General features: G+C 45.2%; 17 protein-coding genes. 11 read left to right on the forward strand and 6 right to left on the reverse strand.

Annotation, left to right across the window (positions count from 1 at the left end; all coding sequences use genetic code 11):
• The first annotated feature begins 30 nt into the window (after positions 1-30).
• The 4 genes from K0625_RS05760 (at position 31) to K0625_RS05775 (ending at position 2,741) form a co-directional block, all read left to right on the forward strand.
• Positions 31-717 carry a PspA/IM30 family protein gene (locus tag K0625_RS05760; RefSeq protein ID WP_220108801.1) on the forward strand — a complete coding sequence of 229 codons (687 nt, stop codon included), beginning with the start codon at positions 31-33 and terminating at the stop codon, positions 715-717.
• 112 nt (positions 718-829) lie between these two features.
• Positions 830-1,483: a DUF4178 domain-containing protein gene (locus K0625_RS05765; RefSeq protein ID WP_220108979.1), complete on the forward strand. Its 654-nt coding sequence runs from the start codon at positions 830-832 to the stop codon at positions 1,481-1,483.
• Positions 1,484-1,555: 72 nt separating this feature from the next.
• Positions 1,556-1,888 (forward strand): hypothetical protein, encoded by a 333-nt coding sequence (locus K0625_RS05770; RefSeq protein ID WP_012323362.1) that lies wholly within the window; start codon positions 1,556-1,558, stop codon positions 1,886-1,888.
• A gap of 46 nt (positions 1,889-1,934) precedes the next feature.
• Positions 1,935-2,741 (forward strand): ion transporter, encoded by an 807-nt coding sequence (locus K0625_RS05775; RefSeq protein ID WP_220108802.1) that lies wholly within the window; start codon positions 1,935-1,937, stop codon positions 2,739-2,741.
• A 45-nt stretch (positions 2,742-2,786) separates the two neighbouring features.
• Here the strand turns inward: K0625_RS05775 and K0625_RS05780 are convergent, their stop codons facing one another.
• Positions 2,787-4,289: a CYTH domain-containing protein gene (locus K0625_RS05780; protein ID WP_220108803.1), complete on the reverse strand. Its 1,503-nt coding sequence runs from the start codon at positions 4,287-4,289 to the stop codon at positions 2,787-2,789.
• 288 nt (positions 4,290-4,577) lie between these two features.
• On the opposite strand from K0625_RS05780, the gene K0625_RS05785 reads away from it, so the two are divergent.
• The 5 genes from K0625_RS05785 to K0625_RS05805 all read left to right on the forward strand — a co-directional run bounded on the left by K0625_RS05785 (position 4,578) and on the right by K0625_RS05805 (position 11,143).
• Positions 4,578-5,258, forward strand: a complete 681-nt coding sequence (locus K0625_RS05785) for a TIGR00153 family protein (protein WP_012323359.1) — start codon at positions 4,578-4,580, stop codon at positions 5,256-5,258.
• A gap of 24 nt (positions 5,259-5,282) precedes the next feature.
• Complete coding sequence (locus K0625_RS05790) at positions 5,283-6,551, forward strand: inorganic phosphate transporter (protein ID WP_220108804.1); 1,269 nt, start codon at positions 5,283-5,285, stop codon at positions 6,549-6,551.
• 193 nt (positions 6,552-6,744) lie between these two features.
• The gene (locus K0625_RS05795) at positions 6,745-7,320 is read left to right on the forward strand and encodes a TIGR04211 family SH3 domain-containing protein (RefSeq protein ID WP_220108805.1); all 576 of its coding nucleotides are present in this window, start codon (positions 6,745-6,747) and stop codon (positions 7,318-7,320) included.
• A gap of 307 nt (positions 7,321-7,627) precedes the next feature.
• Entirely contained in the window at positions 7,628-10,822 is a 3,195-nt protein-coding gene (putA, locus tag K0625_RS05800; RefSeq protein ID WP_220108806.1) for a bifunctional proline dehydrogenase/L-glutamate gamma-semialdehyde dehydrogenase PutA, read from the forward strand.
• A gap of 144 nt (positions 10,823-10,966) precedes the next feature.
• Positions 10,967-11,143 carry a helix-turn-helix domain-containing protein gene (locus K0625_RS05805; protein WP_012323355.1) on the forward strand — a complete coding sequence of 59 codons (177 nt, stop codon included), beginning with the start codon at positions 10,967-10,969 and terminating at the stop codon, positions 11,141-11,143.
• Between the two features lie 55 nt (positions 11,144-11,198).
• Here the strand turns inward: K0625_RS05805 and cydC are convergent, their stop codons facing one another.
• Together cydC and cydD are read right to left on the reverse strand one after the other, a co-directional pair.
• Complete coding sequence (gene cydC, locus K0625_RS05810) at positions 11,199-12,974, reverse strand: heme ABC transporter ATP-binding protein/permease CydC (protein WP_220108807.1); 1,776 nt, start codon at positions 12,972-12,974, stop codon at positions 11,199-11,201.
• The gene (cydD, locus tag K0625_RS05815; protein ID WP_220108808.1) at positions 12,971-14,797 is read right to left on the reverse strand and encodes a heme ABC transporter permease/ATP-binding protein CydD; all 1,827 of its coding nucleotides are present in this window, start codon (positions 14,795-14,797) and stop codon (positions 12,971-12,973) included. Before cydD ends, cydC begins: the two co-directional genes overlap by 4 nt.
• Before the next feature lie 759 nt (positions 14,798-15,556).
• Between cydD and K0625_RS05820 the strand changes: the two genes are divergently transcribed.
• On the forward strand, positions 15,557-17,542 hold the full coding sequence (locus K0625_RS05820) for a PKD domain-containing protein (protein ID WP_220108809.1): 1,986 nt from the start codon (positions 15,557-15,559) through the stop codon (positions 17,540-17,542).
• A 1,396-nt stretch (positions 17,543-18,938) separates the two neighbouring features.
• On the opposite strand, the gene K0625_RS05825 is transcribed toward K0625_RS05820, so the two are convergent.
• Together K0625_RS05825 and K0625_RS05830 are read right to left on the reverse strand one after the other, a co-directional pair.
• On the reverse strand, positions 18,939-19,286 hold the full coding sequence (locus tag K0625_RS05825) for a DUF3622 domain-containing protein (protein WP_220108810.1): 348 nt from the start codon (positions 19,284-19,286) through the stop codon (positions 18,939-18,941).
• Between the two features lie 83 nt (positions 19,287-19,369).
• The gene (locus K0625_RS05830) at positions 19,370-19,579 is read right to left on the reverse strand and encodes a DUF3565 domain-containing protein (protein WP_012323346.1); all 210 of its coding nucleotides are present in this window, start codon (positions 19,577-19,579) and stop codon (positions 19,370-19,372) included.
• A gap of 280 nt (positions 19,580-19,859) precedes the next feature.
• Here K0625_RS05830 and K0625_RS05835 point away from each other — a divergent pair, with 280 nt between their 5' ends.
• Positions 19,860-21,344 carry a DEAD/DEAH box helicase gene (locus tag K0625_RS05835; protein WP_220108811.1) on the forward strand — a complete coding sequence of 495 codons (1,485 nt, stop codon included), beginning with the start codon at positions 19,860-19,862 and terminating at the stop codon, positions 21,342-21,344.
• Between the two features lie 93 nt (positions 21,345-21,437).
• On the opposite strand, the gene K0625_RS05840 is transcribed toward K0625_RS05835, so the two are convergent.
• Positions 21,438-24,320: a TonB-dependent receptor plug domain-containing protein gene (locus K0625_RS05840; RefSeq protein WP_232846945.1), complete on the reverse strand. Its 2,883-nt coding sequence runs from the start codon at positions 24,318-24,320 to the stop codon at positions 21,438-21,440.
• Positions 24,321-24,379: the final 59 nt, after the last annotated feature.

Below are 24,379 nucleotides of genomic sequence, written 5' to 3' on the forward strand. Positions count from 1 at the left end.
TCAGCCGCGACTATCAATAAGGAGCCAATTATGGGCATACTAAACAAGATTATAACTGCTTTCCGTGGTGGTGCTACTGAAGTAGGCCAAAGCATAGTTGACGCTAACTCAACCCGTATCTTCGAACAGGAGATCCGTGATGCAGAGAACCACTTAACTAAAGCTAAGCGTGAGCTAACTGACGTCATGGCTAAAGAGATGCAAGCTAGCCGTGAAGTTGATCGCCTAAAGCGTTCAATCAGCGAACATGAAGGTTATGCAACTCAAGCTCTTGAGAAAGAGAATGAAGCCCTAGCAATGGAAGTTGCAGAGAAGATCTCTCAACTAGACCAAGAGCTTGCTGAGCAGCAAAGTGCAAATACTAACTTTACCGCTCACGCGACTCGTCTTAAAGAGCTCGTGCGTAAAACTGAGCGTCAACTGACCGATTACCAGCGTCAGCTAAGCATGGTTAAGACCACTGAAAGTGTTCAAAAAGCCACTGCTAGCATCACAGACTCTTTTGCGGGCAGTAGCTCTAAGCTATTAAACGCAAAAGATTCACTGGAGAGTATCAAGGCTCGTCAGCAGCAGTTTGATGACCGTCTTGTTGCCGCAGAGCAACTTGCCGATGAAAACAGTGACAAGTCACTGCATGATAAGTTGGCTCAGGCTGGTATTGGCGAGCAGAAGTCTAACGCTAACGCGGTACTCGATCGCCTAAAAGCGCGTAAGTAAATATAAAGCTCAAAGAGTAGAGATAAGGTTAAGCCTTACCTCTATTCCCAGCTAAAGATGAAGCGCTTTTCTTAATTTTTAAGAAAAGCGCTCTTTTTGTAAGGAGTCGATGATGGGATTTTTAAAAGGCCTATTCGGTAAAAAAGAGGCGCCAGCACGTCAGCTCACTCACCCCTCTCAACTGATGAAGGGAGATATGATCTCTCTCGATGACAGTTTTGCCCTGCCGGCTCAACTTCGCGGTCAACAATTAAGGGTCGAGTCCGTCAACACCTATGAGTTTGAGCGCAGTCAAAAAGCGGAGTGGGTACTCAAAGGTCATGGACAGGAGACCATTTTTCTCTCCCTTGATGAAGATGACGAGACCTATCTGGCTTTCTCAATTAAGGTCAACCGTAGCCAAGTTGAACAGATTTTCGATCTGGATCAGTTTAGTGCTATTTTTGAAGAGGATGAGCAAGCCATGCTCACCACTCAGCCCTTGCCAAATGAGCTAACCAACGAGTTTGAAAACTGGTTAGGCAAAGAGTATCACCAGGTTAATTTTGCCCAGTTTGGTTATTTCCACCGAGCCGATTACCGCGGCAAGAAACCACCTCAAGATGACAATGGTGCTAGAGGCGATGCTTTTGAGTCCTACTTTCTACTCGATGATGAGGAGAAGTTTGCCATTGACGTTGAGGTCTATGAGGGTGGCGAAACAGATGTCATGTTAACCCTCTACCGCTCTCTCTCTGATATTAGAGACTACTGGCCAGGAAAGTAAACTTTGGTGTTCCTAGAACCTAGGTCCTAGGAACCTCAGTTTCAAGATTAGAGTAATAAAAAGGTAACCGGAATGACTAAACCGAAACATCCTCTACCAGAACAATGGTTACAAAACCAAAAAGCAGCTAAAGCCACACAAGTTGCATTCGATCTTGATGAGCAGTTCCAATACTCGATCCGTAAAGCCGCACTGGATTCAGGTGTTAGCCCCTCAGATCAGATCCGCACCATCCTCGGGCTATCAGTCACCAAACGCCCTAAACGTCCCAGACTCACCGTCTCACTCAGCCCAGAAGATTATGTGCAACTGGCCGAAAAATATCAGCTATCTCCACAAGACCAACTCGAAATTAAAAAGCGAGTTTTGGATGACTTGATCCACTTTGGAGATGAAAACAAGTAGACTCTACTCAAAGGTATGACTCTAGATAAAACAAGCGGACGTTAACATGGCAGAAAGAAAAAAATGGTTACCCCAAACAGAGGAGGAGCTGACCCCTTTTCAGCTTGCCATGATGGCGCTTTCACTCCTTTCTGTCATCGTGGTGCTGGTACTGAGCTTCGCAAAGTTAGAACCGGAAACAAAACGCTTACTCACCGCCGTTGACTTCAGCATCTGTATTATCTTCCTCACTCACTTCTTTTATGGCTTAGTTCGAGCCGATGAAAAAATCTATTACATTAAGCATAACTGGATAGACTTTATCGCCAGCATCCCGGTTATTGAACCACTTAGGTTTGCGAGGCTGTTTCAGATCTTACGTGTAATACGCCTTATTCGTATGGCACAGTCCTTTATCGTTCCTATGGTTAAGCAGCGCAGACAAGCAACCTTAGCCAGCCTGCTCGTCGCCATGGTGACCATATTAACTTTCTCATCTGTATTGATCTTAATCGTAGAGAGCGGCGTCCCTGATGCCAATATACAAACCGCTGAGAACGCAATTTGGTGGGCCTTAGTCACCATCTCCACCGTGGGTTACGGTGATTACTACCCAGTGACAACAGCCGGACATGTGATTGGCGGCATTGTGATCATCTGTGGCGTCAGTTTCTTCGGCGTGATCTCAGGTTACATGGCCTCGCTCTTTATCGCCCCCGATGAATCGGAAAAGATTGAAGCTCAGAGCAAAGAGATCCGCACAGAACTCCATGACGCTTTAGAGAGGATGGAAGCCAATCAGGGTTTATTACTAAAGCAGATTGAAGAGCTAAAGAGTGATCTTAATCAAGAGAGAAATGGCTCAGTGAAATAGACTGAAATGACACTCCCAATCCGTTTGGATTGGGAAGTGATAAAATTAACGCCAATAGGGTTCATTCTTTAATGCTGTACGTCTGGAGTGCTCCATAGCAAACAGCAAGCTATCCTCTTTATTGGTTAGCCATTGTGAGATATCGATGCCATTTTCTTGGCTCAACTCCGCCAACTTACGATAAGCGGCTAATGTCCGGATCCCGAGAACAAGGTCTTGCCAGGGCAATCTAAATAGATCCCTCGACTTTGCCAAGTAGAGTCCACCATAGGCCACACCAACAAACACACTCTCATCCAGTGCTCGGGCAAAATCTTGGTAATCAGCACTACTCAAATCCATCTCTGATGGCATCAAGTTCACAATTCTTAACCAAGACGCCTCCTGCATCTTGTCTGCAAACGCCTGTAAAGAGCTCTCCCAATCTAATGTCTGTTGACCTGATTTAAACGCAAACAGAAGCTCAACCAATGACAGTTGCAAACCGCCATAACAGAGATCATCTAACATCTTGCCCACACGTTGAGGAATATTTAGCAGCAAGAGTTGCGTCGATACTAGCTCAGTCAATACTTTAGATTGAGGGAGTTTGCCAATTAATAGGCTCTTCTCTTTTAAGATCTCGACACAGCTCAAACCAGCTTCAACAAACTCCAGATGCGACTCAATGCAATCAAACTTACTCGTGAGTTCAGCACTAGGCAGTTCAAACTGTTCTAAAGTACAGCGCAGTAACCGTATGCAGGCTCTCAGACGATAACAGAGCGTGGGGAGCTGCTTATCCAGCGCCGAGTCTGACTCTAATATCATCGCCTCCAGTAGCTGCCAGCGCTCAAGTCCTGTGCTCAACAGATCAATCAAGGTCTGCTTCAGATCTTGTTCAGGCTTGAGGGCGATAAACTCCAGCACCTCTAAACTAAGGGGGCTTGCCTGCGCAGCTAACCGATAGCCTCTTTGTGCTTTACTCGCCTTACCCAGTCTAACAGGCAGAGATTGAGCGACCTGACGGCCAAGTTTTATCAAAGCTTGAGCTTCACCAGCCATCAGCTCAAACTCAAGCTCACAAATAGGCTCAATTCGCTGCTCACCAGCCACATCGACAGCTATCTGCCCAACATCCAGCGCCACCTCAATAAGGCTCTTATCGACATGGATATGCCAAGTTCGTCTTGTGAAATCAGTATGAAATAAGCAGGTTAATTTAGATTGCACTGATGAAATTATCGACTTGTCGGGCCATATTTTTTCAGGAAAAAGAGAAAGAATTGGAAAGTTTTGATCGATATCAACATTGAATTCTGGACGAGAATGGATGCCACCAATAACACTGCCTGCTGTTTTTATCGTCTGTTCTAATGCCCCATCACAACCTCTGACTCGTAATCCCATATCCCAGCGTCTAAGCTGTAAGTCAGGAGTTTCAAAGTAGGCATTCGTGAGGTTTCGACACCATTGCGGCTCAGAATGAGGAAGATTATCGAGTAACTGAATTAACGCTTCTTGTTGTTCTAATTGAAAAAATAATTTTAGTTCTATCTCAGCGTCCATCGGACAATTGCTCGCTCTATTATCTGTTGTTAAGCACAATACCAGAGTTGCACTTAATCCATGTAATGAAAGATTCATTAAAAATTAATTAATAATTCATTGAATCCATTTAGTGTAATAATACTGTCACAAACTCACCGTAGGATTGCGGCTTGCAGTTCAGATATAACTCTTTAGAATAAAAACTGTTAGTTTTAATTTAAAAAACACAGTTTCAATACGCGGTCGCTTGGGTTAACATGCGCCCGCTTTTTCCAACAGTGGAATAACCTAAATAGGTACACGGCAATGCCAGTAAACTCTATTTTGGGCGTGTTTGCAAAATCGCCAATCAAGCCTCTACAAGAGCATATAGATAAAGTACACCAATGCGCATCGATTCTAGTGCCATTTTTTGATGCTACCGCTTCAGGTGACTGGAGTGGTGCTGCTGAAATACGACAGCAGATCAATGTCACGGAAAGGGAAGCGGATTCACTAAAACGTGAAATACGTCTCACTCTTCCCGGCGGCCTGTTTATGCCTGTCGAACGAACCGACTTACTGGAGCTACTTACCCAGCAAGATAAGATCGCTAATAAAGCGAAAGACATTTCAGGTCGTATCCTCGGCCGTGAGCTTCTGATCCCAGAAGCGATTCAAGAACCATTTAAAGCGTACTTGCAGCGCTGCTTAGATGCAGTAACGCAAGCAAAACAAGCAATTAACGAACTCGATGATCTGCTAGAAACAGGTTTCCGTGGTCGTGAAGTTGATTTGGTCGCTAAAATGATTGTCGAACTCGATAAAATCGAGGAAGATACGGATGATCTTCAAATCAGTATTCGTCGTCAGCTATTCGCTATCGAAAACGATTTGAACCCGATCGACGTTATGTTCCTTTATAAGATAATTGAGTGGGTTGGTGATTTAGCAGATCTTGCTGAACGTGTCGGTTCCCGCTTAGAGCTAATGCTAGCTCGCGTCTAACAACAAAGTTATCAAGGTTACAACATGGTTGATGTATTAGTCACCAATGGCCCAATGCTTATTGCAATTGCGGCCGCATTTGGTTTTTTAATGGCATGGGGTATTGGCGCAAACGACGTAGCCAATGCAATGGGAACCTCTGTTGGTTCTAACGCTATTACGATTAAACAAGCGATCATCATCGCGATGATTTTTGAATTTGCTGGCGCTTATCTTGCCGGTGGTGAAGTCACCAGTACGATCCGTAAAGGGATCATAGATTCAGCATATTTTGTTGATTCACCAGAACTACTGGTTTACGGCATGATTGCAGCATTATTAGCTGCTGGTATCTGGTTGATTGTCGCCTCTGCACTTGGCTGGCCAGTATCCACCACTCACTCTATTATCGGTGCTATCGTGGGCTTCGCAGCCGTCGGTGTGGGTACTGATGCCGTTGAGTGGGGCAAAGTCGGTGGTATTGTTGGCTCTTGGGTTGTCACACCTGCAATATCTGGCTTTATCGCCTTTATGATATTCCAGAGTGTACAGAAGCTAATCTTCGATACCGATAATCCACTTGAAAATGCTAAGCGTTACGTGCCTTTCTATATGGCACTAGCGGGTTTTATGATGTCACTTGTGACAATCACCAAAGGCCTTAAGCATATCGGTCTGCACTTTAGTACAGCTGAAGCCTATGGCTTAGCGGCCATCATTGCGCTTATCGTTGGCTTTATTGGCATGATCGCAATTAAGCGTCTTAAGATGAACCCTGGTGCAGGCCGCCAAAACCAGTTTGATAATGTTGAGAAAGTTTTCGCTATCTTAATGGTTTTAACAGCTTGTTGTATGGCATTCGCACACGGTTCAAACGACGTTGCTAACGCGATTGGTCCATTAGCTGCGGTTGTTTCAGTCGTTCAAAGTGGTGGTGAGATTAGCAGTAAAGCGCCGCTTGTTTGGTGGATTCTACCTTTAGGTGCTGTCGGTATCGTTATGGGTCTTGCCATCTTTGGTAAGCGCGTAATGCAGACGATTGGTAAGAACATTACTCACCTGACCCCTAGCCGTGGCTTTGCCGCTGAGCTTGCAGCAGCCTCTACCGTTGTGATTGCATCGGGAACTGGTCTGCCAATCTCAACAACACAGACCCTAGTTGGTGCTGTATTGGGTGTGGGAATGGCTCGTGGTATTGCAGCGATTAATATCGGTGTGGTCAGAAACATCGTCGTTTCTTGGGTCGTGACGCTACCTGCTGGTGCAGGTCTCTCAATCATGTTCTTCTTCATGATTAAGGGTATCTTCAACTAAGCCTACGCTTAGGTTGATGAGATAACAATTAAAAGGGAAGCCATGGCTTCCCTTTTTTGTTTACTTTAATAAGCATAATCCTCCCCTTCTCAAACCACAGACAAAACAATTACGACGACTCTTGTTAGTAACTCTTGCAAAAAGCCGAGCAAATCCCTAGCATGTGGCTATATTTTTTTAACGAGTATTTATAGTGTTAAGAATCCTTGCTCTAGTGGGACTGATGTTACTCTCCCCAAGCCTTTTGGCTGCAGGCCAAACCCGTTATATCTCAGATGAAGTTTACCTCTTTCTGCATGGTGGTCCCGGTACGCAGTTCCGTATCTTAGGCAGTGTCGAAGCAGGGCAAGAGATCACACTATTAGGTGAGAAGCAGGGCAACTACTCTAAAATCATCGATCACAAAGGCCGTGAAGGCTGGGTTGAGACTAAGATGATCAGTGCTCAAAAAAGCCTACGAGTTCTATTGCCAGAACTACAAGCAGAACTTACCAAAACGAAAGCTGAATTAGAGCAGGTCGTCAACTCCAGTGACAGCAATGTACAAGAGCTTCGCCAAGTTAAGGCGCAGCTCGCTCGCGCAGAGGAATCACTCGAGCAAGCCAGTACTGAGCGCGACAGAGCGACTCGTGAGCTGGCCAACATACAGAAAAATGAGCGTTTTCAGATGTGGCAAGAGGGTGGCATCATTGCCGCAGCCGGTTTGCTTATGGGCATCATCTTAGTCTACCTTCCTAGACCAAGACGCAAAAAGAGAAGTAACTGGTAAACAACAAGTAAACCCTAAATAACACAACAAAAAGCCAGCATTTTAAATGCTGGCTTTTTGTTTCTAAATTAGCAAAGCCCTATAGAGCGTGACTTTGCACGCTATTGCCCACCACAAGATCAAACAAAGATCACACCGATACACACAAGAGTGTCCCTCGTCACATTTTGATGATATTATCCCGCGCAAAGATGCCAGATTGTATACAAAAATTACATACATCTTATATACCCTTAATTGGCCTCTCATATTAAAAGAGCAATGATTAAGGTACTTGTTCAAGCAAACTGTCCCTTTTATGGTTCAGATGGAAGTGATAACTATGTTCAAAGCGAGTGAAGTTCTGATGGGTCACTATGACTCAACAAGCCTCGATGAGCTTTTTAAAGCCATCACCAATAACTATATTGTCGATGAAGAGCAGTATCTTTCTGAACTCATCAAACTTGTACCATCAAGTGATGAGGAGATTAAGCGCGTCACTGATCGCGCCCACGATATGGTTAAAAAGGTGCGTCAATACGATAAAAAAGGCCTGATGGTCGGTATTGATGCCTTCTTGCAACAATATAGCTTAGAGACACAGGAGGGTATTATCCTGATGTGTCTTGCAGAAGCACTCCTACGTATTCCAGACTCGGCCACCGCCGATGCACTGATAGAAGACAAACTATCTGGTGCGAAATGGGACGCTCATATCAGCAAGAGTGATTCACTTTTGGTTAACGCATCGACTTGGGGGCTAATGCTCACAGGAAAGATCGTTAAACTCGATCACAATGTTGACGGTAAGCCAAGCAGCTTGCTCAACAAACTTGTTAATCGCATGGGCGAACCTGTTATCCGCCAAGCAATGCTTGCGGCGATGAAGATAATGGGGAAGCAGTTTGTGCTCGGACGCACAGTTAAAGAGGCACTTAAAAACAGTGTCGATAAGCGAAAGCTTGGCTATACCCACAGCTATGACATGCTGGGTGAAGCAGCACTGACGAAAAAAGACGCCGAGCAGTATTTCAAAGATTACTCTAGCGCTATCGCCTCATTAGGTGAGCAGAGCTATGATGAATCTGAAGCCCCTCGTCCAACGATCTCAATTAAGCTCTCTGCGCTTCACCCACGTTATGAAGTTGCCAATGAACAGAGAACCTTAACTGAACTACACGACACACTAATTAGACTGATCCAGCAGGCCCGTAGTGTCAATGTTGGGATCTCTATCGACGCTGAAGAGATGGATAGACTCGAGCTATCGCTAAAGCTGTTCCAGAAGCTATATAACTCACAAGCAGCCAAAGGCTGGGGTGTGCTTGGCATTGTGGTTCAGGCATACTCAAAACGTGCGCTGCCAGTGCTGTGTTGGTTAACTCGCCTATCTAAAGATCAAGGCGATGAGATCCCAGTACGTTTGGTTAAAGGCGCCTATTGGGACAGCGAGCTTAAATGGGGGCAGGAAAACGGAGAGGGGGGTTACCCACTTTTCACTCGTAAAGCCAGTACAGATCTCTCCTACTTAGCCTGCGCCAGATATCTACTGAGCGATGCAACACGTGGCGCCATCTACCCACAGTTTGCCAGCCATAACGCGCAAACCGTGGCATCAATCACGGATATGGCAGGTGACAGAAACTATGAGTTCCAACGTCTACACGGTATGGGTGAAGAGCTCTACGATACCCTGCTCGCAGAGGGTGGCGTAAAAGCAGTGCGCATCTATGCTCCGGTTGGTGCCCATAAAGATCTGCTTCCCTATTTGGTTCGTCGCCTGCTTGAAAACGGAGCAAACACCTCCTTCGTTCATAAGTTAGTTGATCCTAAAACCCCAATTGAATCACTGGTGATCCACCCACTGGTCACACTACAGAAATACAAAACCCTGGCTAACAATAAAATCGTATTGCCTGCCGATATCTTCGGTGAAGAGCGTCAAAATTCCAAGGGACTCAACATGAACATCATCTCAGAATCTGAGCCATTCTTCGCCGCACTAGATAAGTTCAAAGACACCAACTGGAGCGCAGGCCCACTGGTTAATGGTGAGCTATTAACTGGTGAAACACATGAAGTCGTTAGCCCGTTCGACACCAGCAAAGTCGTGGGTAAGTTAGCCTTTGCTAACAACCAAGCTATCGAGCAAGCACTCTCAGGCGCCGATGCCGCTTTTAGCAGCTGGTGTAACACTCCAGTAGAAACCCGAGCTAATGCACTGCAAAAGCTTGCCGACCTGCTTGAAGAGAACCGTGAGGAGCTTATCGCCCTTTGTACTCGAGAAGCGGGTAAGAGCATTCAAGACGGCATTGATGAAGTTCGTGAAGCGGTTGATTTTTGTCGCTACTACGCCGTACAAGCGAAGAAGATGATGGCGCAACCTGAGCTGCTTCCTGGCCCAACAGGTGAGCTCAATGAGCTATTCCTCCAAGGTCGAGGTATCTTTGTTTGTATCAGCCCATGGAACTTCCCACTGGCTATCTTTATCGGCCAAGTCGCAGCTGCACTAGCAGCGGGTAACACTGTTGTCGCTAAGCCTGCTGAGCAGACCTCTATTGTCGGTTTCCGCGCTGTGCAGCTTGCCCATCAAGCTGGCATTCCTAAAGAGGTGCTACAGTTCCTTCCAGGAACTGGTGCGACCGTTGGCGCAGCCATCACCTCTGATGAGCGTATCGGCGGTGTCTGCTTCACTGGTTCCACGGGTACGGCTAAGCTAATTAACCGCACTTTGGCAAACCGTGAAGGAGCGATTATTCCACTTATCGCAGAGACAGGTGGTCAAAATGCGATGGTGGTTGACTCAACATCACAACCAGAGCAAGTGGTTAACGATGTGGTCTCCTCATCATTCACCAGTGCAGGCCAGCGCTGCTCGGCACTTCGTGTGCTCTTCCTGCAGGAAGATATTGCCGACCGTGTGCTTGATGTGATGCAAGGCGCAATGGAGGAGCTGAGCATAGGCGACCCAAGCTTTGTTAAAACAGACGTAGGGCCAGTTATCGATGCAACGGCTCAGGCTAACCTCAATGCCCATATCGACCATATCAAGCAGGTGGGCACCTTACTGAAACAGCTTGAGCTACCAGCAGGTACAGAGAAGGGTCACTTCGTTGCACCGACAGCGGTAGAGATAGACTCTATCAAGGTGCTTGAGAAGGAGCACTTCGGTCCAATCCTACATGTCATTCGCTACAAAGCGGCCGATCTTAATAAGGTGATCGATGAGATCAACTCAACAGGATTTGGTCTGACATTAGGGATCCACAGTCGTAACGAAGGCCACGCCCTTGAAGTTGCAGCTAAGGTCAATGTGGGGAATGTCTACATCAACCGTAATCAGATTGGCGCTGTGGTTGGCGTACAGCCGTTTGGTGGACAAGGACTCTCTGGCACTGGCCCTAAAGCGGGTGGTCCTCACTACCTGACACGTTTCGTGACAGAGAAGACTCGCACCAATAACATCACCGCGATTGGTGGTAATGCGACCTTACTCTCACTAGGTGATAGCGACGAGTAACGCCTCCACTTTAGTCAAAACAGAAACCAGGCCTAGGTGTCTGGTTTTTTTATGGACAATTTTCTTTTATCAAAGCCACAATGGCTATACTTGAACTATCTTTAAGTTCCGTTACTAACTGACGGCTTTTCATAGGAGAACAAAATGAGTGATGAGATCTTGGGGCTAGATCAGGTCTGCGAAATATTAGGTAAGCCAGAAGCAACCATCAAACGTTACGCACGTGAAAGTCTACTGACCAATATAGGTGACGAAGATGAATTCAAGTTCAATAAAGAGGAGGTCATGCGCTATCTCGACTTTGCTAAACGCCTTGGTTAGCCTTTGATGGGAGAGCATTGAGACTCTCCCAAACCAATCAAAATCTCAAATCCCATTACACTAACTGGCGGTATAGACTCGCATAATATGGGCTATGTTGAAGTAACAGATCATGCTCGCCATGGGCTAACACTCCCCCCTCCTCCATCAAATAGATGCAGTCCATCTGCTCCATCGCCGTTAATCTGTGGCTGATCATCACTACCGTTTTATCTTTAGCAAACTCAAACAGAAGGGCCAATATTTCACGCTCGGTGCGTTTATCTAAACCTTCAGTCGGCTCATCGAGTAATAAAATAGGCGCATCACGTAACAGGGCTCTGGCCACACCGATCCGTCGCTGCTCACCACCGGATAGCTGTCTGCCCCCTTCACCTATCCAAGCATCAAGCGGCGCCTCTCCTTGGGTGAGCGAACTTAGGCCGACTCTGTTTAACACCTCAATCAATATCGCATCATTCGCCGCTTGCGCTTCGCGTCTCAAGGCTCTTGTGGCTAAAGGCTCAACCTCAGCTTGGGCCAAAATGAGGTTACTTCTCAAGGTGCCTGCAAACAGATAGATGCGCTGACTCACTAAAGTTATCCCCTCTCTCAGTGACGACTCGCTGTAACGGTCTAACCGCTCACCATCGATACTGATCTCCCCCTCTTGAGCCTCCCACTCACGCGCTATCAAAGAGAGCAGGCTCGACTTACCACAACCGGTTTGGCCTAACAGAGCCACCTTTTCACCGACTTTAATACAGAGATTTAACCGACTCAGCACCTGATGCTCGCCGTCATAGCTGAAGGAGAGATTGGAGATCTTAAGCTCACCTTGCGTGATCTTAAGCTCGCTATCCGTGTTAAAGCAGATCCCTGGCTCTTGATCCAAAAGCTCACTCACCCGCGTCGCAGCAGAAACACAAGAGGAGAGATGCTGGAATGCGCCAGCTATCGGCATCAACATCTCAATACAGGCCATAGTCATAAATACCATAGTGGCCAGAATAGGCCCAGGTGGGACATGTTCACCTACACCCGCTGTCGCCACATAAAATACCAGCACCACAGCAACACCATGACACAGCACCAAGATAGCTTGGCTTAAAGCCGTCACATTAGCCATCGCAGATTGATTACTAAATAGCGCCTGCTCTGATGCCGCTAACTCGGCTCTAAATCTATCGGTTGCGCCAAATAGGCTGATCTCCGCCTGCCCCTGAATAAACTCGAGTAACAACACCCGTAATTGACGTTTATTCTCAAGCAGTTCAACACCAGGTCTTCTACCTAAATGATAAAAAACCAGTGGCAGTAACACCCAAACGGCCAATAAGGTACCGCTCAAAATAAGCGCTAAATCTGTATCGAACCAGGCCACAAAAAAGTAGAGCACCACAAGCATGATCAATGACGCCGCCATGGGCGTGATTAACCTCAGATAGAGATGATCTAAGGTATCGATATCTGCCACTAAGCGATTTAGCAGATCTCCCTGTCTCAACCCCTGTAAGTTTTCAGCGCTTAAGGGCAGCAACTTACGCCACGCCCAGCTTCTCAACTGAGTCAGCAGCTTAAAGGTCGCTTCATGGGTCGCTAATCGTTCACCATAACGACTCGCCGTGCGTACAATAGAGAGAAATCGTACGCCACCTGCGGGAGTAAAATAGTTAAACATCATGGCAGTGGCTGCCGATAGACCCGCCACCGCAGCAGCTGAGAGAAACCAACCTGAGAGCGACAATAAACCTATGCCCGCCATCAAGGTCACGACACTTAGAAGCAGACCAGTAAACATCATCAACCACTGATGCTTAAACAGCTTTAAAAAAGGAAACAACACCTTCATGATCTTGCTCCCTCTACACTCGAGGCTTGATTCACCGCCTCTTGCTGCATCTGCTTAAACACCCCGTGAGCCTGACTCAACTGTGCAAAACTGCCCTGCTCAGCAATCAGTCCTCTGTCGAGCACTAAAATAGCATCCATCCTATCCAACTGATCTAACCTGTGGGTCACCATCATGCAGGTTGAGTTAACCATCGCCTCTGTGAGCGCCTCTTGTACGGCTTGTTCACTGTGACTATCCAAGCTAGCTGTTGGTTCATCAAGCAGATACAGATGTGCATTCTGCCCCAGAGCACGAGCAAGTGCGATTCGCTGTGCTTGTCCTACTGAAAGGCCTGCAGCCTGTTCACCTATCTGATAATCGAGTCCATCGGCCTGCTGCTCAACAAAATCGAGCACCTTAGCCTGAGCCAGATTTTTCCTCACCAACTCATCACTCATTTGTGGATTGGCCATGGCCACATTATCGCGAATTGTCCCGTGAAACAGTTGTGGATCTTGACCAAGCCATGCCAGCTGCTTCCTCCATATCCCCTTATCCAGTTCACGTAACTCAACGCCGTTAACCTTAAGTGAACCTTCATAGGGGAGAAAGCCCAGCAATACATTGAGTAAACTGGTTTTTCCCGCACCACTTGGACCAACAATAGCCAGATGCTCACCTGCGTTTAACCTAAAACTTATTGGCCCTAGCAGAGGCGCACCATCTAAGCTGTTCACCCTTAGCTCAAAGGCTTCTAAGCCCAACCCTAAGGAGATATCCCCAAGGGCTGACTCACAGCATCTGCCGCTAACCCTTCCCTCTTCAGCATCACCTTGAATACGCTTATGCTCATAGTTAAGCAGCGTCATCAACTCTTCAGCAGCCCCAATCGCTTGAGCCTTTGCATGATAGTGCGTCCCCATATCACGTAGAGGTTGATAAAATTCAGGCGCTAATATCAGCACAAACAGGCCTGTAAACAGGGTCAAGCCAGCTCCATAATCACCAAAGTTCAGATGATCTAGATAACTAAAACCAAAATAGACCGCCAAGACCGCGATGGAGACAGCCGCAAAAAACTCAAGCACAGCAGAGCTTAAAAACGCCATTCGCAGAACAGACATAGTACGCTCTCTAAACTCTTCCGACGCGGACTCTATCTCCTTGGCCTCAGCATTGCCGCGATTGAACAGCTTTAAGGTACTTAGGCCTTTAAGCCTGTCCATAAAGTGGCCGCTTAACTGCGCCAGCGCACCAAAGTTTTTACGGTTAGCATCGGCAGCTCCCATGCCAACCAAGATCATAAACATAGGGATAAGTGGCGCAGTGGCAAATAAGATCACACCAGCGGCCCAGTTAATTGGAAACACAACCACAAGAATAGTGAGAGGAATAAAGCCTGCCAGTAAGACCTGTGGCAAATAGCGGGCATAAAAATCATGGAGATCTTCCACTTGCTCCAGTACGATACTCGCCCAGCTACCCACAGGTTTGCCTTTAACAAAAGCTGGTCCCAGCTCATTAAGCTTATCGAGCACCATGGAGCGAATATGAGATCGTAAACGCTTACCCGCTTCAAAACTGGCTCGCTCTCTAGCAAAAGCCAGCAATGCCCGTACAAGAATCAAACCTATCAAAGCATAAAACTCATGGCTGAACTGCTCTCTTGGCAGCTCTAGAATAATCACCCCATGTAAAATAGTGGCGATAAAGTAGGCCTGAACAACCAATGAAAGCCCAGTTAGCAAACCAAACAGAACAGTTAAATTTAGGTAGAAACCACAGGCACCTTTCTGCTGTTTTAACCAAGATGTCAGCACTTTCTCTAGCGATTTTTCCATGCAGTTCCTGCAAGCGTGAAAGCCGTTTTTTCAATATCGGCTTAAGGGAAGTGGGAGATAGCTCCAAGTATCGCAGGCCAAGCTTAAGGAATAAACTAGCATGCTTGTAAATGTTAAGAGATTCACAAAAATTGAGCTAGATCAATAAAAATCCGCCTTTAGGTAAACCTTAAGGGATTTTTATGGTCATAGCTGAGTTATGTTTTCTGTAGCTAAAAATAGGAAATGAGGCGTTTATATGCGCGATAATTGATTATTAAACCCGCTATTAAAGTCGAGATCCCCCTTTGTATTTCAATCCTATTGTACTAGTAATTAGATACGATAATTTTCCACCTTATTAATTACAGCTCTTTCGTACTATTTTCTCTGCATGGAATATATGTAGGTTATAAACGTGCGTTAAATTTAAAAATCCAAACGTATGTATTTATCAATGCATTCTAATTATACAAAAATATATCGGGATATGTCATTTATCAAATGTGCAGCTATTAAAAATGCTTTAGGTACTTATGATTAAATACATTCCGTAACCTTCATATCGAAACCTGTTATGACTTAATAGGTTAGATGGAAACGAATAGTTAGGAACCTTGATTTATATATAAAAGTTTATTTTTCATTGAAGATGTACCCGCAAAACCATGTCTATAAATAGATATGAGTTTCAAGCAGGTTATAGAAGAATAAATTTATCTGGGTTAAATATTTTTTGTTAAATCCAACCAAGGATGAACTTTTAATATGAATATACGAATGAATTTAAAAAAGGTATTTAGGCAAATTGGCCTAGTGGGACTCGTTGTTACTTCACCAATGAGTCTCGCCAATACTAGTGCTGCCGACTTATACGGTCCGGCAAAAGGCAGTGATGTCGAAACAGTTGTCCTAATGTCAGGTACTGACTATGAGCTAAAACAGATCAGCTATACGGATGAAAGCGGAACACCACAGCAGTCTGATTTCTACTTTTTGTACTCCTCTACAGGTGCAAATGAAGCTTACCTTTATGCAGGCTTGCCGCTAAGTGAACGGGATGAAATTGTTGATGAATTTGATCGCAGCCCAGTCCCCTGTGTAAAAATCGATGAACCTTGTATGCCAGAACTTCAGGCCGTTGATGATGAGTTCGATGTGATCGTTGTTGACAAAGATGCAGCAGGTGTCAACTCTCTCAGCGACATGAATGCCCTAGTAGCAAAACGTGGCTGGCAAGATATTCAGCAAGAGCAGTATGACTTATTAAATATTAAGGGAGTAAATACTGGAGATGATAAGTTCGAGGCTAAAGGATGTTTTGGCTGGACTCACAGAAGTAAAAACTGGTCTAAATCATTTAATGAATCGTTTAATAAATCCAAACGTTTCGGTAGCGATAATGCTTTTGTAGACATCGAGATTAACGCAACCACTTCCGGAAATGGTAATGCGACTTTAGATTACAAATATAAGAGAAGCTTTTGTATTCCTTATAAGATTCGTATGAAGACACTTAAGGCTAGAGCTGATTATGCTGTTACCGGAGACATCAATCTACACGGTGAAGCCACCCATACCTTTACCGGTTATACCTGGAATATTGCAGAGCCAAATATAGCCAATGGATGGTTTATGATAGGTATTGTTCCAGTTCAATACGATGTTAAATTACCCATTAGAGCAGGAACAGGCGACCTAACACTCAGTGCCAGCGGAGATGTAGGATTAGAGAAAGTGCTCGATATTACCGGTCATTATGAGTATGCCTGTGATAAAAACGATTGTGCCAGAGTATCAAGCTCATTCAATGATAATGGCACACTAAGTATGGATAACATCCAATATCAAGTGATGGCATCAGCAAGCATTGAGCCTTGGGCTGAAGTGGCTATTAAGGGACGTATATATTGGGGGCTGATTTGGGCAAAAGTAGGTATCAAGCCTTCTCTACCAATTAAGCTTTCTGGCTACTACGGTAATATGTGTGGCAATGGCGACAACCTAAACGGTAATGAAACCGTTGCTGCAGGCGTATTGGATATTGATTTCCGCGCAGGTGTTGTGGCACAAGTTAAATATTTCAATGAGCAATATTGGCAAATTTACCGTGCAGATATCTATTTTGCAGATTTAGTCAATCCATACAGTTCAGCATTTTCACCTATCATTCGACCATCGGTATCCAATAGCTCAGTCACTATGCCCGTTAGCTTAAGATCTTGTGTTAAATCTGCTGATACTAGCTATCAAGATTTCACCGTCTACTGGGGTGATGGCAGCACATCAGGCATCAGCAATTTGGCAAGCAGCAAAACCCTAAGTCATAATTATGCCAGCGCAGGTACCTACCAAATATCAGTCAGGCACAGTAATGGGGCGAGTACCAATCGAAGTGTCACTGTCGCCGGAACAACATCAGTGCCAGTAGTGAGCTCTTTTACTGCTTTTGCTGAATGTTTCAGTGGTGGTCAGCTGCCAATCGCTCCACAAGGGGAGGATTTAGATCTGAAACGAATTCCTGAGGAGGGAATGTGGCTCTCAGGTACAGTTAATGCAACCAACTCACCAACCCAGTATGAAGTTTATATGGGAAGCTCCTTGATCTACTCGGGCTCAAATGCAAACTTCTTCAAATCTTTTAACTACAGTCCTAGCTATATCAGCCTTAAAGCCAGAGCCAAAAATAGCATAGGTTGGAGCCCATTTAGATCCATTAGCATTAGGTGCGAACAATACCTTAATGGAGATAGCAACAAGATATAAACTTATTGTTGAGTTAAAAATCGCTGGTGTGTTCAGTCATGCTTATCGAGCCTCACTGAGCACTTGACGATACAAGCACTAAGTAACCCAAAATCCGATGACCCAAATCATCGGATTTTTTATAAGACTATGGAGATGTTAAAAATATCTAACTAATAATGACTCATGAATGGCTAAGGGTGAAACTCTTTGCTCGAATGAGAATAACGAGCTGATATTTATTGTGTATGGTATCGTTTATCAGCTCTTTTGCTACTCTTCTTTAGCTCAATTTCACTTTAAAGAGATAATGGTTTAAGTTGGCTGAGACGTTATTTATAACACAATACAGTATCACGTATTCAAGGGCTCCTTATAATTGAAGTGTAATAAGTGTAACAAACAGGGCATATCAGTTTTTAAAAAGATTGGGCTACTATTTGGTATAACTCTTCGATGCAAAGTGTGTGGTACAAAGTTTGGCTTAAACTTTGGCCTTAGTTTTTTAGTGTACCTTCTAGTTCAGTTTTCAATTTTTGTATCCCTAGTATATGCGCTTATTTCATTATCAGCTTTTACTGCCTATATCTCTCTCGGAGTAGCTTTCACAGCACTCAGTATTATGGTTTTCCTTCTACCTATTAGCACTAAATCTAAGATAGGTCGTAAACGCAATCCAAACAACAGAATAAATAAGAAACGTTATTAAAAATGGTAACAGGCCCACTCAATCGAAGAGATAAACAACTAGTGTGAACGCGGCTGTGAGCTTCCAAAACAGGGAAGTTTTGGTAGAGCCTCCACGGAAGGATTTACGGCGACTCGCAGAAGTGTTTGCACATTCCTCGCCGGACAGGCGTTAGATAACAATACAGCTATGGTACCTAGCAAGTTCAATAAATATAAAACAAGCCCAATGAACCAAATCCCAAGAGATATTTGAAACTTGCTATCAGGTAAGTCAGCAAGTTTTGCCCATTCATGGCTTAGAGTAACCACTCTAATCCATGTGTTCACCGAGGGACTTTGTCGTTTTAACCATTAGAATTGAGTCGAAGAGATAAACAACTGGTGTGAACGCGGCTGCGACCTTCCGTGACATGGATGTCACGGCAGAGCCCACAGGGATTGTGCTTGCGGCGTGTCGCAGAAGTGTTTGCACATTCCTCGCCGGACAGGCGTTAGATAACAATACAGCTATGGTACCTAGCAAGTTAAATAAATATAAAAGAAGCCCAATGAAACCAACTAAAAAGATATTTGAAACTTGTTATCTCACAAGTTCACTACCTTGTTATCTGGCAAGTTCGCTTGCAAAGCACAAAAACAAAAAAGGCCGGTGAGCGTTTGCTCTACCGGCCTTCTACTTTTCGCTTAAGAATAAAGCGATAAACTATATACGCTAAAGAATGGCTAATTACTTAGCTTCATCAGATGCGTAGTCGTCGCTATCTTCATCAAAAGCTCTGTCACCATCGGCAACATCACGGGCATCACGCCATGCATCGGCAGCGAGCTCTTTTGCAGCGGCTGCATCATTACGTACTTCGCGCTGTTTTGCTTTACGCTCGTTACGCTCCATCAGGTTGTCGAGGAAAGATTTAAGCTCTTTCTCACCCCAAGCTGTGGCTTCGGCTTCAGTTGCAAAGCCCGTTTTTCTTTTCGAAACGATCGTCTTTCTCGCTGTCATACGACGCGTGATCTCAGCGGCCCATACGTCCTTATCTTGAACGATGCGAAAATCGAATTTCTTAGTTTGTGTCATATTACTTATTTCCTACATATATAATCTTATCGCTTGGCAAATCATCTTTGCACTCGCGTTAAGTCAAAATTTTTACGGTGATTTTACTCACTCACGTCTTTAGCAGCCCCTAAATCACATTTTTTGCAATTCAGTTTATAACCCAGCATAGACTTTCGGCCCTGCGCTGTTATCACCCAAGGGCGATTTACCCAAGGTGGCGTATGCCTAACGTGTTGATAATGTCCACATTGAAGTATAGCAACCCAATGATTTTCATCATCTTTAAGATAACTCACTATCGACTGTTTCATAAAACCTAAAGACTAATAACCCAACAGTCTTAGCCAAGTTGAGCGTTTAGGGCGCGAGAGTAACACGTACAGAGTTTAAACAAAATGATTTAACTCTATTTCCGTTCATTAGCTAGATAGCTCAGCAAGCAAAGCCGTTAAAACAGGTCGCCTAATGGCGCTCAACCACGCCCCTCTGCTTATTAATTAGCTCTTTTAGCTCTTATCCTGTAAGATGCACGCCCGCCAGCGTCACTGGCTCCATAAATTCTGCTGTTTTAATGCACCGAGAGATCTATCTATGAGTTTTACCTCCCTGGGGTTATCAGCCCCAATATTAAAAGCTGTTGCCCAAAAAGGTTACGATACACCTTCGCCAATTCAAGCCCAAGCCATTCCGGCTGTACTCGAAGGCAAAGATGTAATGGCCGCGGCTCAAACAGGCACAGGTAAAACCGCAGGATTTACTCTACCGCTTTTAGAGCTGTTAAGCAGAGGAAAGCGTGCTCCAGCAAAGCAGGTTCGAGCGTTAGTGTTAACTCCAACCCGTGAACTGGCTGCTCAAGTTGCAGAAAGCGTTGAAACTTATGGTAAAAATCTTCCACTGCGTTCCGCCGTTATTTTTGGTGGTGTAGGCATTGGCCCGCAGATATCTAAGCTAGGTAAAGGTGTCGACATCTTAGTCGCAACACCAGGTCGCTTACTGGACCTGTATAATCAAGGCGCCGTTAGCTTTAAGCAGCTTGAAGTGCTGGTACTTGATGAAGCCGACCGCATGTTAGACATGGGCTTTATCCATGACATTAAAAAAATTCTTAAGATATTGCCAGCCAAGCGCCAGAACTTGATGTTCTCGGCCACCTTCTCTGATGATATCCGCAACTTAGCTAAAGGCTTAGTGAACAATCCAGTTGAGATATCTGTTACGCCGCGTAATGCCACGGCTAAAACCGTTGAGCAATATATCTATCCGGTGGATCAGAAACAGAAGACTGCCGCCCTTATTCATCTAGTTAAACAGAATGAGTGGAAACAGGTACTGGTGTTTAGCCGCACTAAACATGGCGCTAACCGTATCGCTAAAAACCTTGAAGCTAGTGGCCTCACTGCAGCGGCAATCCACGGTAATAAGAGCCAAGGAGCCCGCACAAAAGCCTTAGCAAACTTTAAGAGTGGCGAAGTTCGCGTACTGGTTGCAACAGATATCGCAGCTCGTGGTATCGATATCGATCAACTGCCGAACGTCGTTAACTTCGATCTACCCAATGTGCCTGAAGATTACGTTCATCGTATCGGCCGTACAGGTCGTGCTGGTGCAAATGGTCAAGCTGTGTCTCTCGTTAGCGGCGATGAGAGCAAGCTACTTAGGGATATCGAGCGCTTAATTAAGCAAAATATTCCCCGCAAAGAGGTTGAGGGCTTTGTGCCGACTCAGGTTTTGCCTGACAATGATCTTAATAGCCAAAAGCATGGTCAAAATCGCGGTCCGCGTAATGCAAATGGCAGAGGCAATGGCCGTAATGGCAATAGCCAGTCTCGCGGAAGTAAACAGGGACGTGGTAGCGGTGATACCCGCAGCGACTCTGAAAAAAATAGACGCCCACGTAGAAACAGTGAAGGCAAAACAGAGCATAAAGATGGCCAACGTAGCGGCGAAGCGGCCCGTGGTCATAAGCCAAATGATAAGAACTCAAGCCATGGCCGCTCACGCAAACTTTCAGGCCAAAGCTCATCTAGCTCTCCGGCTTCTAAGCCAACATCAAATAGTAATATTTGGGGTAAGTAACCCACTTCTATTGCTGCACAAAAAAACCTAGCTTTCGCTAGGTTTTTTTGTGTCTGGTGAAGACAATAATTAACGGTTTAATTAACTGCTTAATTAAAAGCTGTATTCAGCCCCCGCATAGTAGTATGCCCCATTAAATCCAAATGGTGCTGAACGACGTGAGTAGGTAAATACCCCAGGACTGTTAACGATCTCATTACCTGCGCTGTCAACAATGATTCCCGATCTCGAGTTACCAATCGTATTTTCATCGGGGTAAACATCAAAAATGTTATTGCCACCGATGTTGAATGATAAGTTGTCAGTCACTTGGTATTTAATGCGAAGATCGGTGAGGATCTCTGCGCCGTAAGTTTGGCTATCTCCATCGGTTACTGTGTACTCGCCATAACGGTTAAACCCTAAGTTCACCGTCAGATCATCGAAGGTATATAATCCAGTTAGGCTGATGCGATCTTCTGGCTGCCAATCTTCAATAATGGAGATATCTTGCTGCGAGAAAATATCTTCAGGTGGAATTCCATCTAAGGCACTATTTGGCGGAGTAAAGATATTAACCACCTCTGTTTCAGTGAAGTTAGCCGCAAAAACCAGCTTAAGATCGCCGCTTAACACCTCTGTATTCCAGGTCGCAATAATGTCGACACCACTGGTTTCAGTATCCGCCCCATTTAGGAAGAACTGGCCAGCTCCAGCGCCCGCCGCAGTCAATGCATTATCTAGGTTATTATCTAAGCCAAACCCTAGTTTATTACTGATCACAATACGATCATCAATATCGATGGAGTAGTAATCAAGCGTTAGATTGATGTCATAACCTAGGTCGATAACAGTACCAATACTGAAGTTGGTCGACTCCTCCTCTTTAAGCTCAGGAATTCCGATTGATTTGGCCAGTTCACTGTCGTTCCTAAAGGTTCCAACCTGAACCGCTATCTGATCACCTGAAGGCGCATTTGGATCTGGGTTATTGATAAACTGAGTACTGATATTATTGAAGTAAAGTTGCTGCATCGATGGAGCTCTAAAGCCTGTGCTCACCGCACTGCGTAAAGAGATTTCATCGGTCACTGACCAGTTAGCCGCAAGTTTAAAGTTGGTGCTGTCACCGAAGCCTTCATAGTCATCATAACGCGCCGCACCACTGACCAAAAGATCGTCGGTGATATCAGCTTCTAACTCGGCATAGAAGGAGAATACATCACGGGTTTCATCCACTTCAGAAACCGGACCAATTCCACCAAACCCTTGGGTACCAGCACTGCGGTCGGTCGCGTACAAGCTCTGTCCCATCGCGTCCGTATCATAGTCACGGTATGAGTACTCTTCACCTGGGGTCACTCGGTACTCGTCAGTTCGTATTTCGGCTCCCATGGCTAGGGAAAACAGATCATACTGCTTAGTGTAATCTAGGTTGATGGTTTGCAACGAAAGCTCCAAACCATAGGCAAAACCTTCGCGAGGTATCGAAGAGCGTATCTCATCGGCCGTCATTGTGGAGGTATAGATTAATGAGTTGGCATAAGATGAGTTGATGGTATCACTGGTTGTATAGTCAATCTTATTTCGACCATAGGTGTAGGACAGGTCTAGCGAAGCATCATTGTCGAAATCAGTCCGATAACCAAAGTTATATGAAAGATCACTGATCTCAGAGTTGATTTTAGGCAGGAAGCCCGCGGGAATGGTGGCATCACCATCTTGCAGTGGTGCATTACCGCCATTGTTATTGTTATGGCGGAAGAAAGCGGCAGACTCGTTGTCACGATTTGAGTAGGTAAGGAAACCATAAAGCTCCCCATCACCAAGCTCATAGCCTGTGTTAAGCACAATACCTATCTGCTCAGAGGTTGCATCACCAATGCGGAAGGTGTTTCTGTCAGCGGTCAGCTCTCTTGGGTCACCCGCCAATTGCGCGCCATTGGCGGCATCAGTACAACCTGAAAACTGGCATGACCCATGAAGGCCCGCTCTATTGGTTGAACCGCGATCTCTAAAGTTGAATGTCGCATCTAAGTAGCCATCGTCCCCTAAAGCAAAGCCTTTAGAGATATCAACATTGGTGGTTTCACCGTCTCCCTCGGAGTGCTCACCGTAAGAGACGCCAATCTTACCGCCATCAACAGCATCATTAAGTACAATGTTAATCACACCGGCAATTGCATCTGAACCATATTGGGCGGCAGCGCCGTCACGCAAAACTTCAATACGTTTAATCGCTGATGCGGGGATAGCATTCATATCTGTCCCTGCGGTGCCTCGTCCAACCGATGTATTGATGTGAATAAGGCTAGCTTGATGACGCCTTTTACCATTGATCAACACTAAGGTTTGATCTGGGCCTAAGCCACGCAGAGTTGCAGGCCTCAGAGCATCGGTACCATCACTGATCGCTGAGCTTGAAAAGTTAAAAGAGGGGGCTATCGCCTGCAGCATACGACCCACTTCTGTTTGGCCAGTATTTGCAAGATCTTCGGCCGTTAAAATATCAACGGGAACGGGCAGTTCATTTGAGCTTCTACCAGGAACACGACTACCAATCACTGAGATTGATTCTATCTCATCCTCAACTTGCTCCACCTCTTGTGCTTGTACAACTTGGCCTGTGGTCCCTATCGCGAGGGGCAGTAGAGCCGCTATTGTTGTTTTTTTCATTGTTGTATTTATCCTTTCCTGTTCATCAGCTTGAATGCTCAATAGACCAGAGAGATCAACAACAGCGATTAGACCGGTACCATCTAGTAATTTTTTTAAACCGGAAGTCACCGAATAATAGCCATTAAGGTTGTTTGCATAGTGTTTTTTGGTTAAATCAAACGAAAAAACTATCGTTTGATTAGACCGCTTTGCAAACTCAATAATGGCTTTATCGGCTCGTTGTTTATCAATATCAAAGCGAATCAAACTCTCGGCAGATGCAGGCAGAGTCACCACCAGCATTAACGCACTCAGTGTCAACAAGCATGCTTGCATCATCGAAGTTTGCTTCGGACAAACCAATGTTTGCCATCTACGCAGTATTAATAAACAGTTCA

Origin of the sequence: Shewanella nanhaiensis, from assembly GCF_019457885.1 — a bacterium.
Lineage (GTDB): Bacteria > Pseudomonadota > Gammaproteobacteria > Enterobacterales > Shewanellaceae > Shewanella > Shewanella nanhaiensis.

What these genes read in the sequence shown, in the direction of transcription:
- K0625_RS05840 (WP_232846945.1), bottom strand. Translation starts at nt 24,320, where the DNA reads ATGATGCAAGCATGCTTGTTGACACTGAGTGCGTTAATGCTGGTGGTG.
- K0625_RS05770 (WP_012323362.1), top strand. Translation starts at nt 1,556, where the DNA reads ATGACTAAACCGAAACATCCTCTACCAGAACAATGGTTACAAAACCAA.
- K0625_RS05775 (WP_220108802.1), top strand. Translation starts at nt 1,935, where the DNA reads ATGGCAGAAAGAAAAAAATGGTTACCCCAAACAGAGGAGGAGCTGACC.
- K0625_RS05825 (WP_220108810.1), bottom strand. Translation starts at nt 19,286, where the DNA reads ATGACACAAACTAAGAAATTCGATTTTCGCATCGTTCAAGATAAGGAC.
- putA (WP_220108806.1), top strand. Translation starts at nt 7,628, where the DNA reads ATGGAAGTGATAACTATGTTCAAAGCGAGTGAAGTTCTGATGGGTCAC.
- K0625_RS05765 (WP_220108979.1), top strand. Translation starts at nt 830, where the DNA reads ATGGGATTTTTAAAAGGCCTATTCGGTAAAAAAGAGGCGCCAGCACGT.
- K0625_RS05835 (WP_220108811.1), top strand. Translation starts at nt 19,860, where the DNA reads ATGAGTTTTACCTCCCTGGGGTTATCAGCCCCAATATTAAAAGCTGTT.
- K0625_RS05760 (WP_220108801.1), top strand. Translation starts at nt 31, where the DNA reads ATGGGCATACTAAACAAGATTATAACTGCTTTCCGTGGTGGTGCTACT.
- K0625_RS05830 (WP_012323346.1), bottom strand. Translation starts at nt 19,579, where the DNA reads ATGAAACAGTCGATAGTGAGTTATCTTAAAGATGATGAAAATCATTGG.
- cydD (WP_220108808.1), bottom strand. Translation starts at nt 14,797, where the DNA reads ATGGAAAAATCGCTAGAGAAAGTGCTGACATCTTGGTTAAAACAGCAG.
- K0625_RS05780 (WP_220108803.1), bottom strand. Translation starts at nt 4,289, where the DNA reads ATGGACGCTGAGATAGAACTAAAATTATTTTTTCAATTAGAACAACAA.
- K0625_RS05820 (WP_220108809.1), top strand. Translation starts at nt 15,557, where the DNA reads ATGAATTTAAAAAAGGTATTTAGGCAAATTGGCCTAGTGGGACTCGTT.
- K0625_RS05805 (WP_012323355.1), top strand. Translation starts at nt 10,967, where the DNA reads ATGAGTGATGAGATCTTGGGGCTAGATCAGGTCTGCGAAATATTAGGT.
- K0625_RS05785 (WP_012323359.1), top strand. Translation starts at nt 4,578, where the DNA reads ATGCCAGTAAACTCTATTTTGGGCGTGTTTGCAAAATCGCCAATCAAG.
- K0625_RS05790 (WP_220108804.1), top strand. Translation starts at nt 5,283, where the DNA reads ATGGTTGATGTATTAGTCACCAATGGCCCAATGCTTATTGCAATTGCG.
- cydC (WP_220108807.1), bottom strand. Translation starts at nt 12,974, where the DNA reads ATGAAGGTGTTGTTTCCTTTTTTAAAGCTGTTTAAGCATCAGTGGTTG.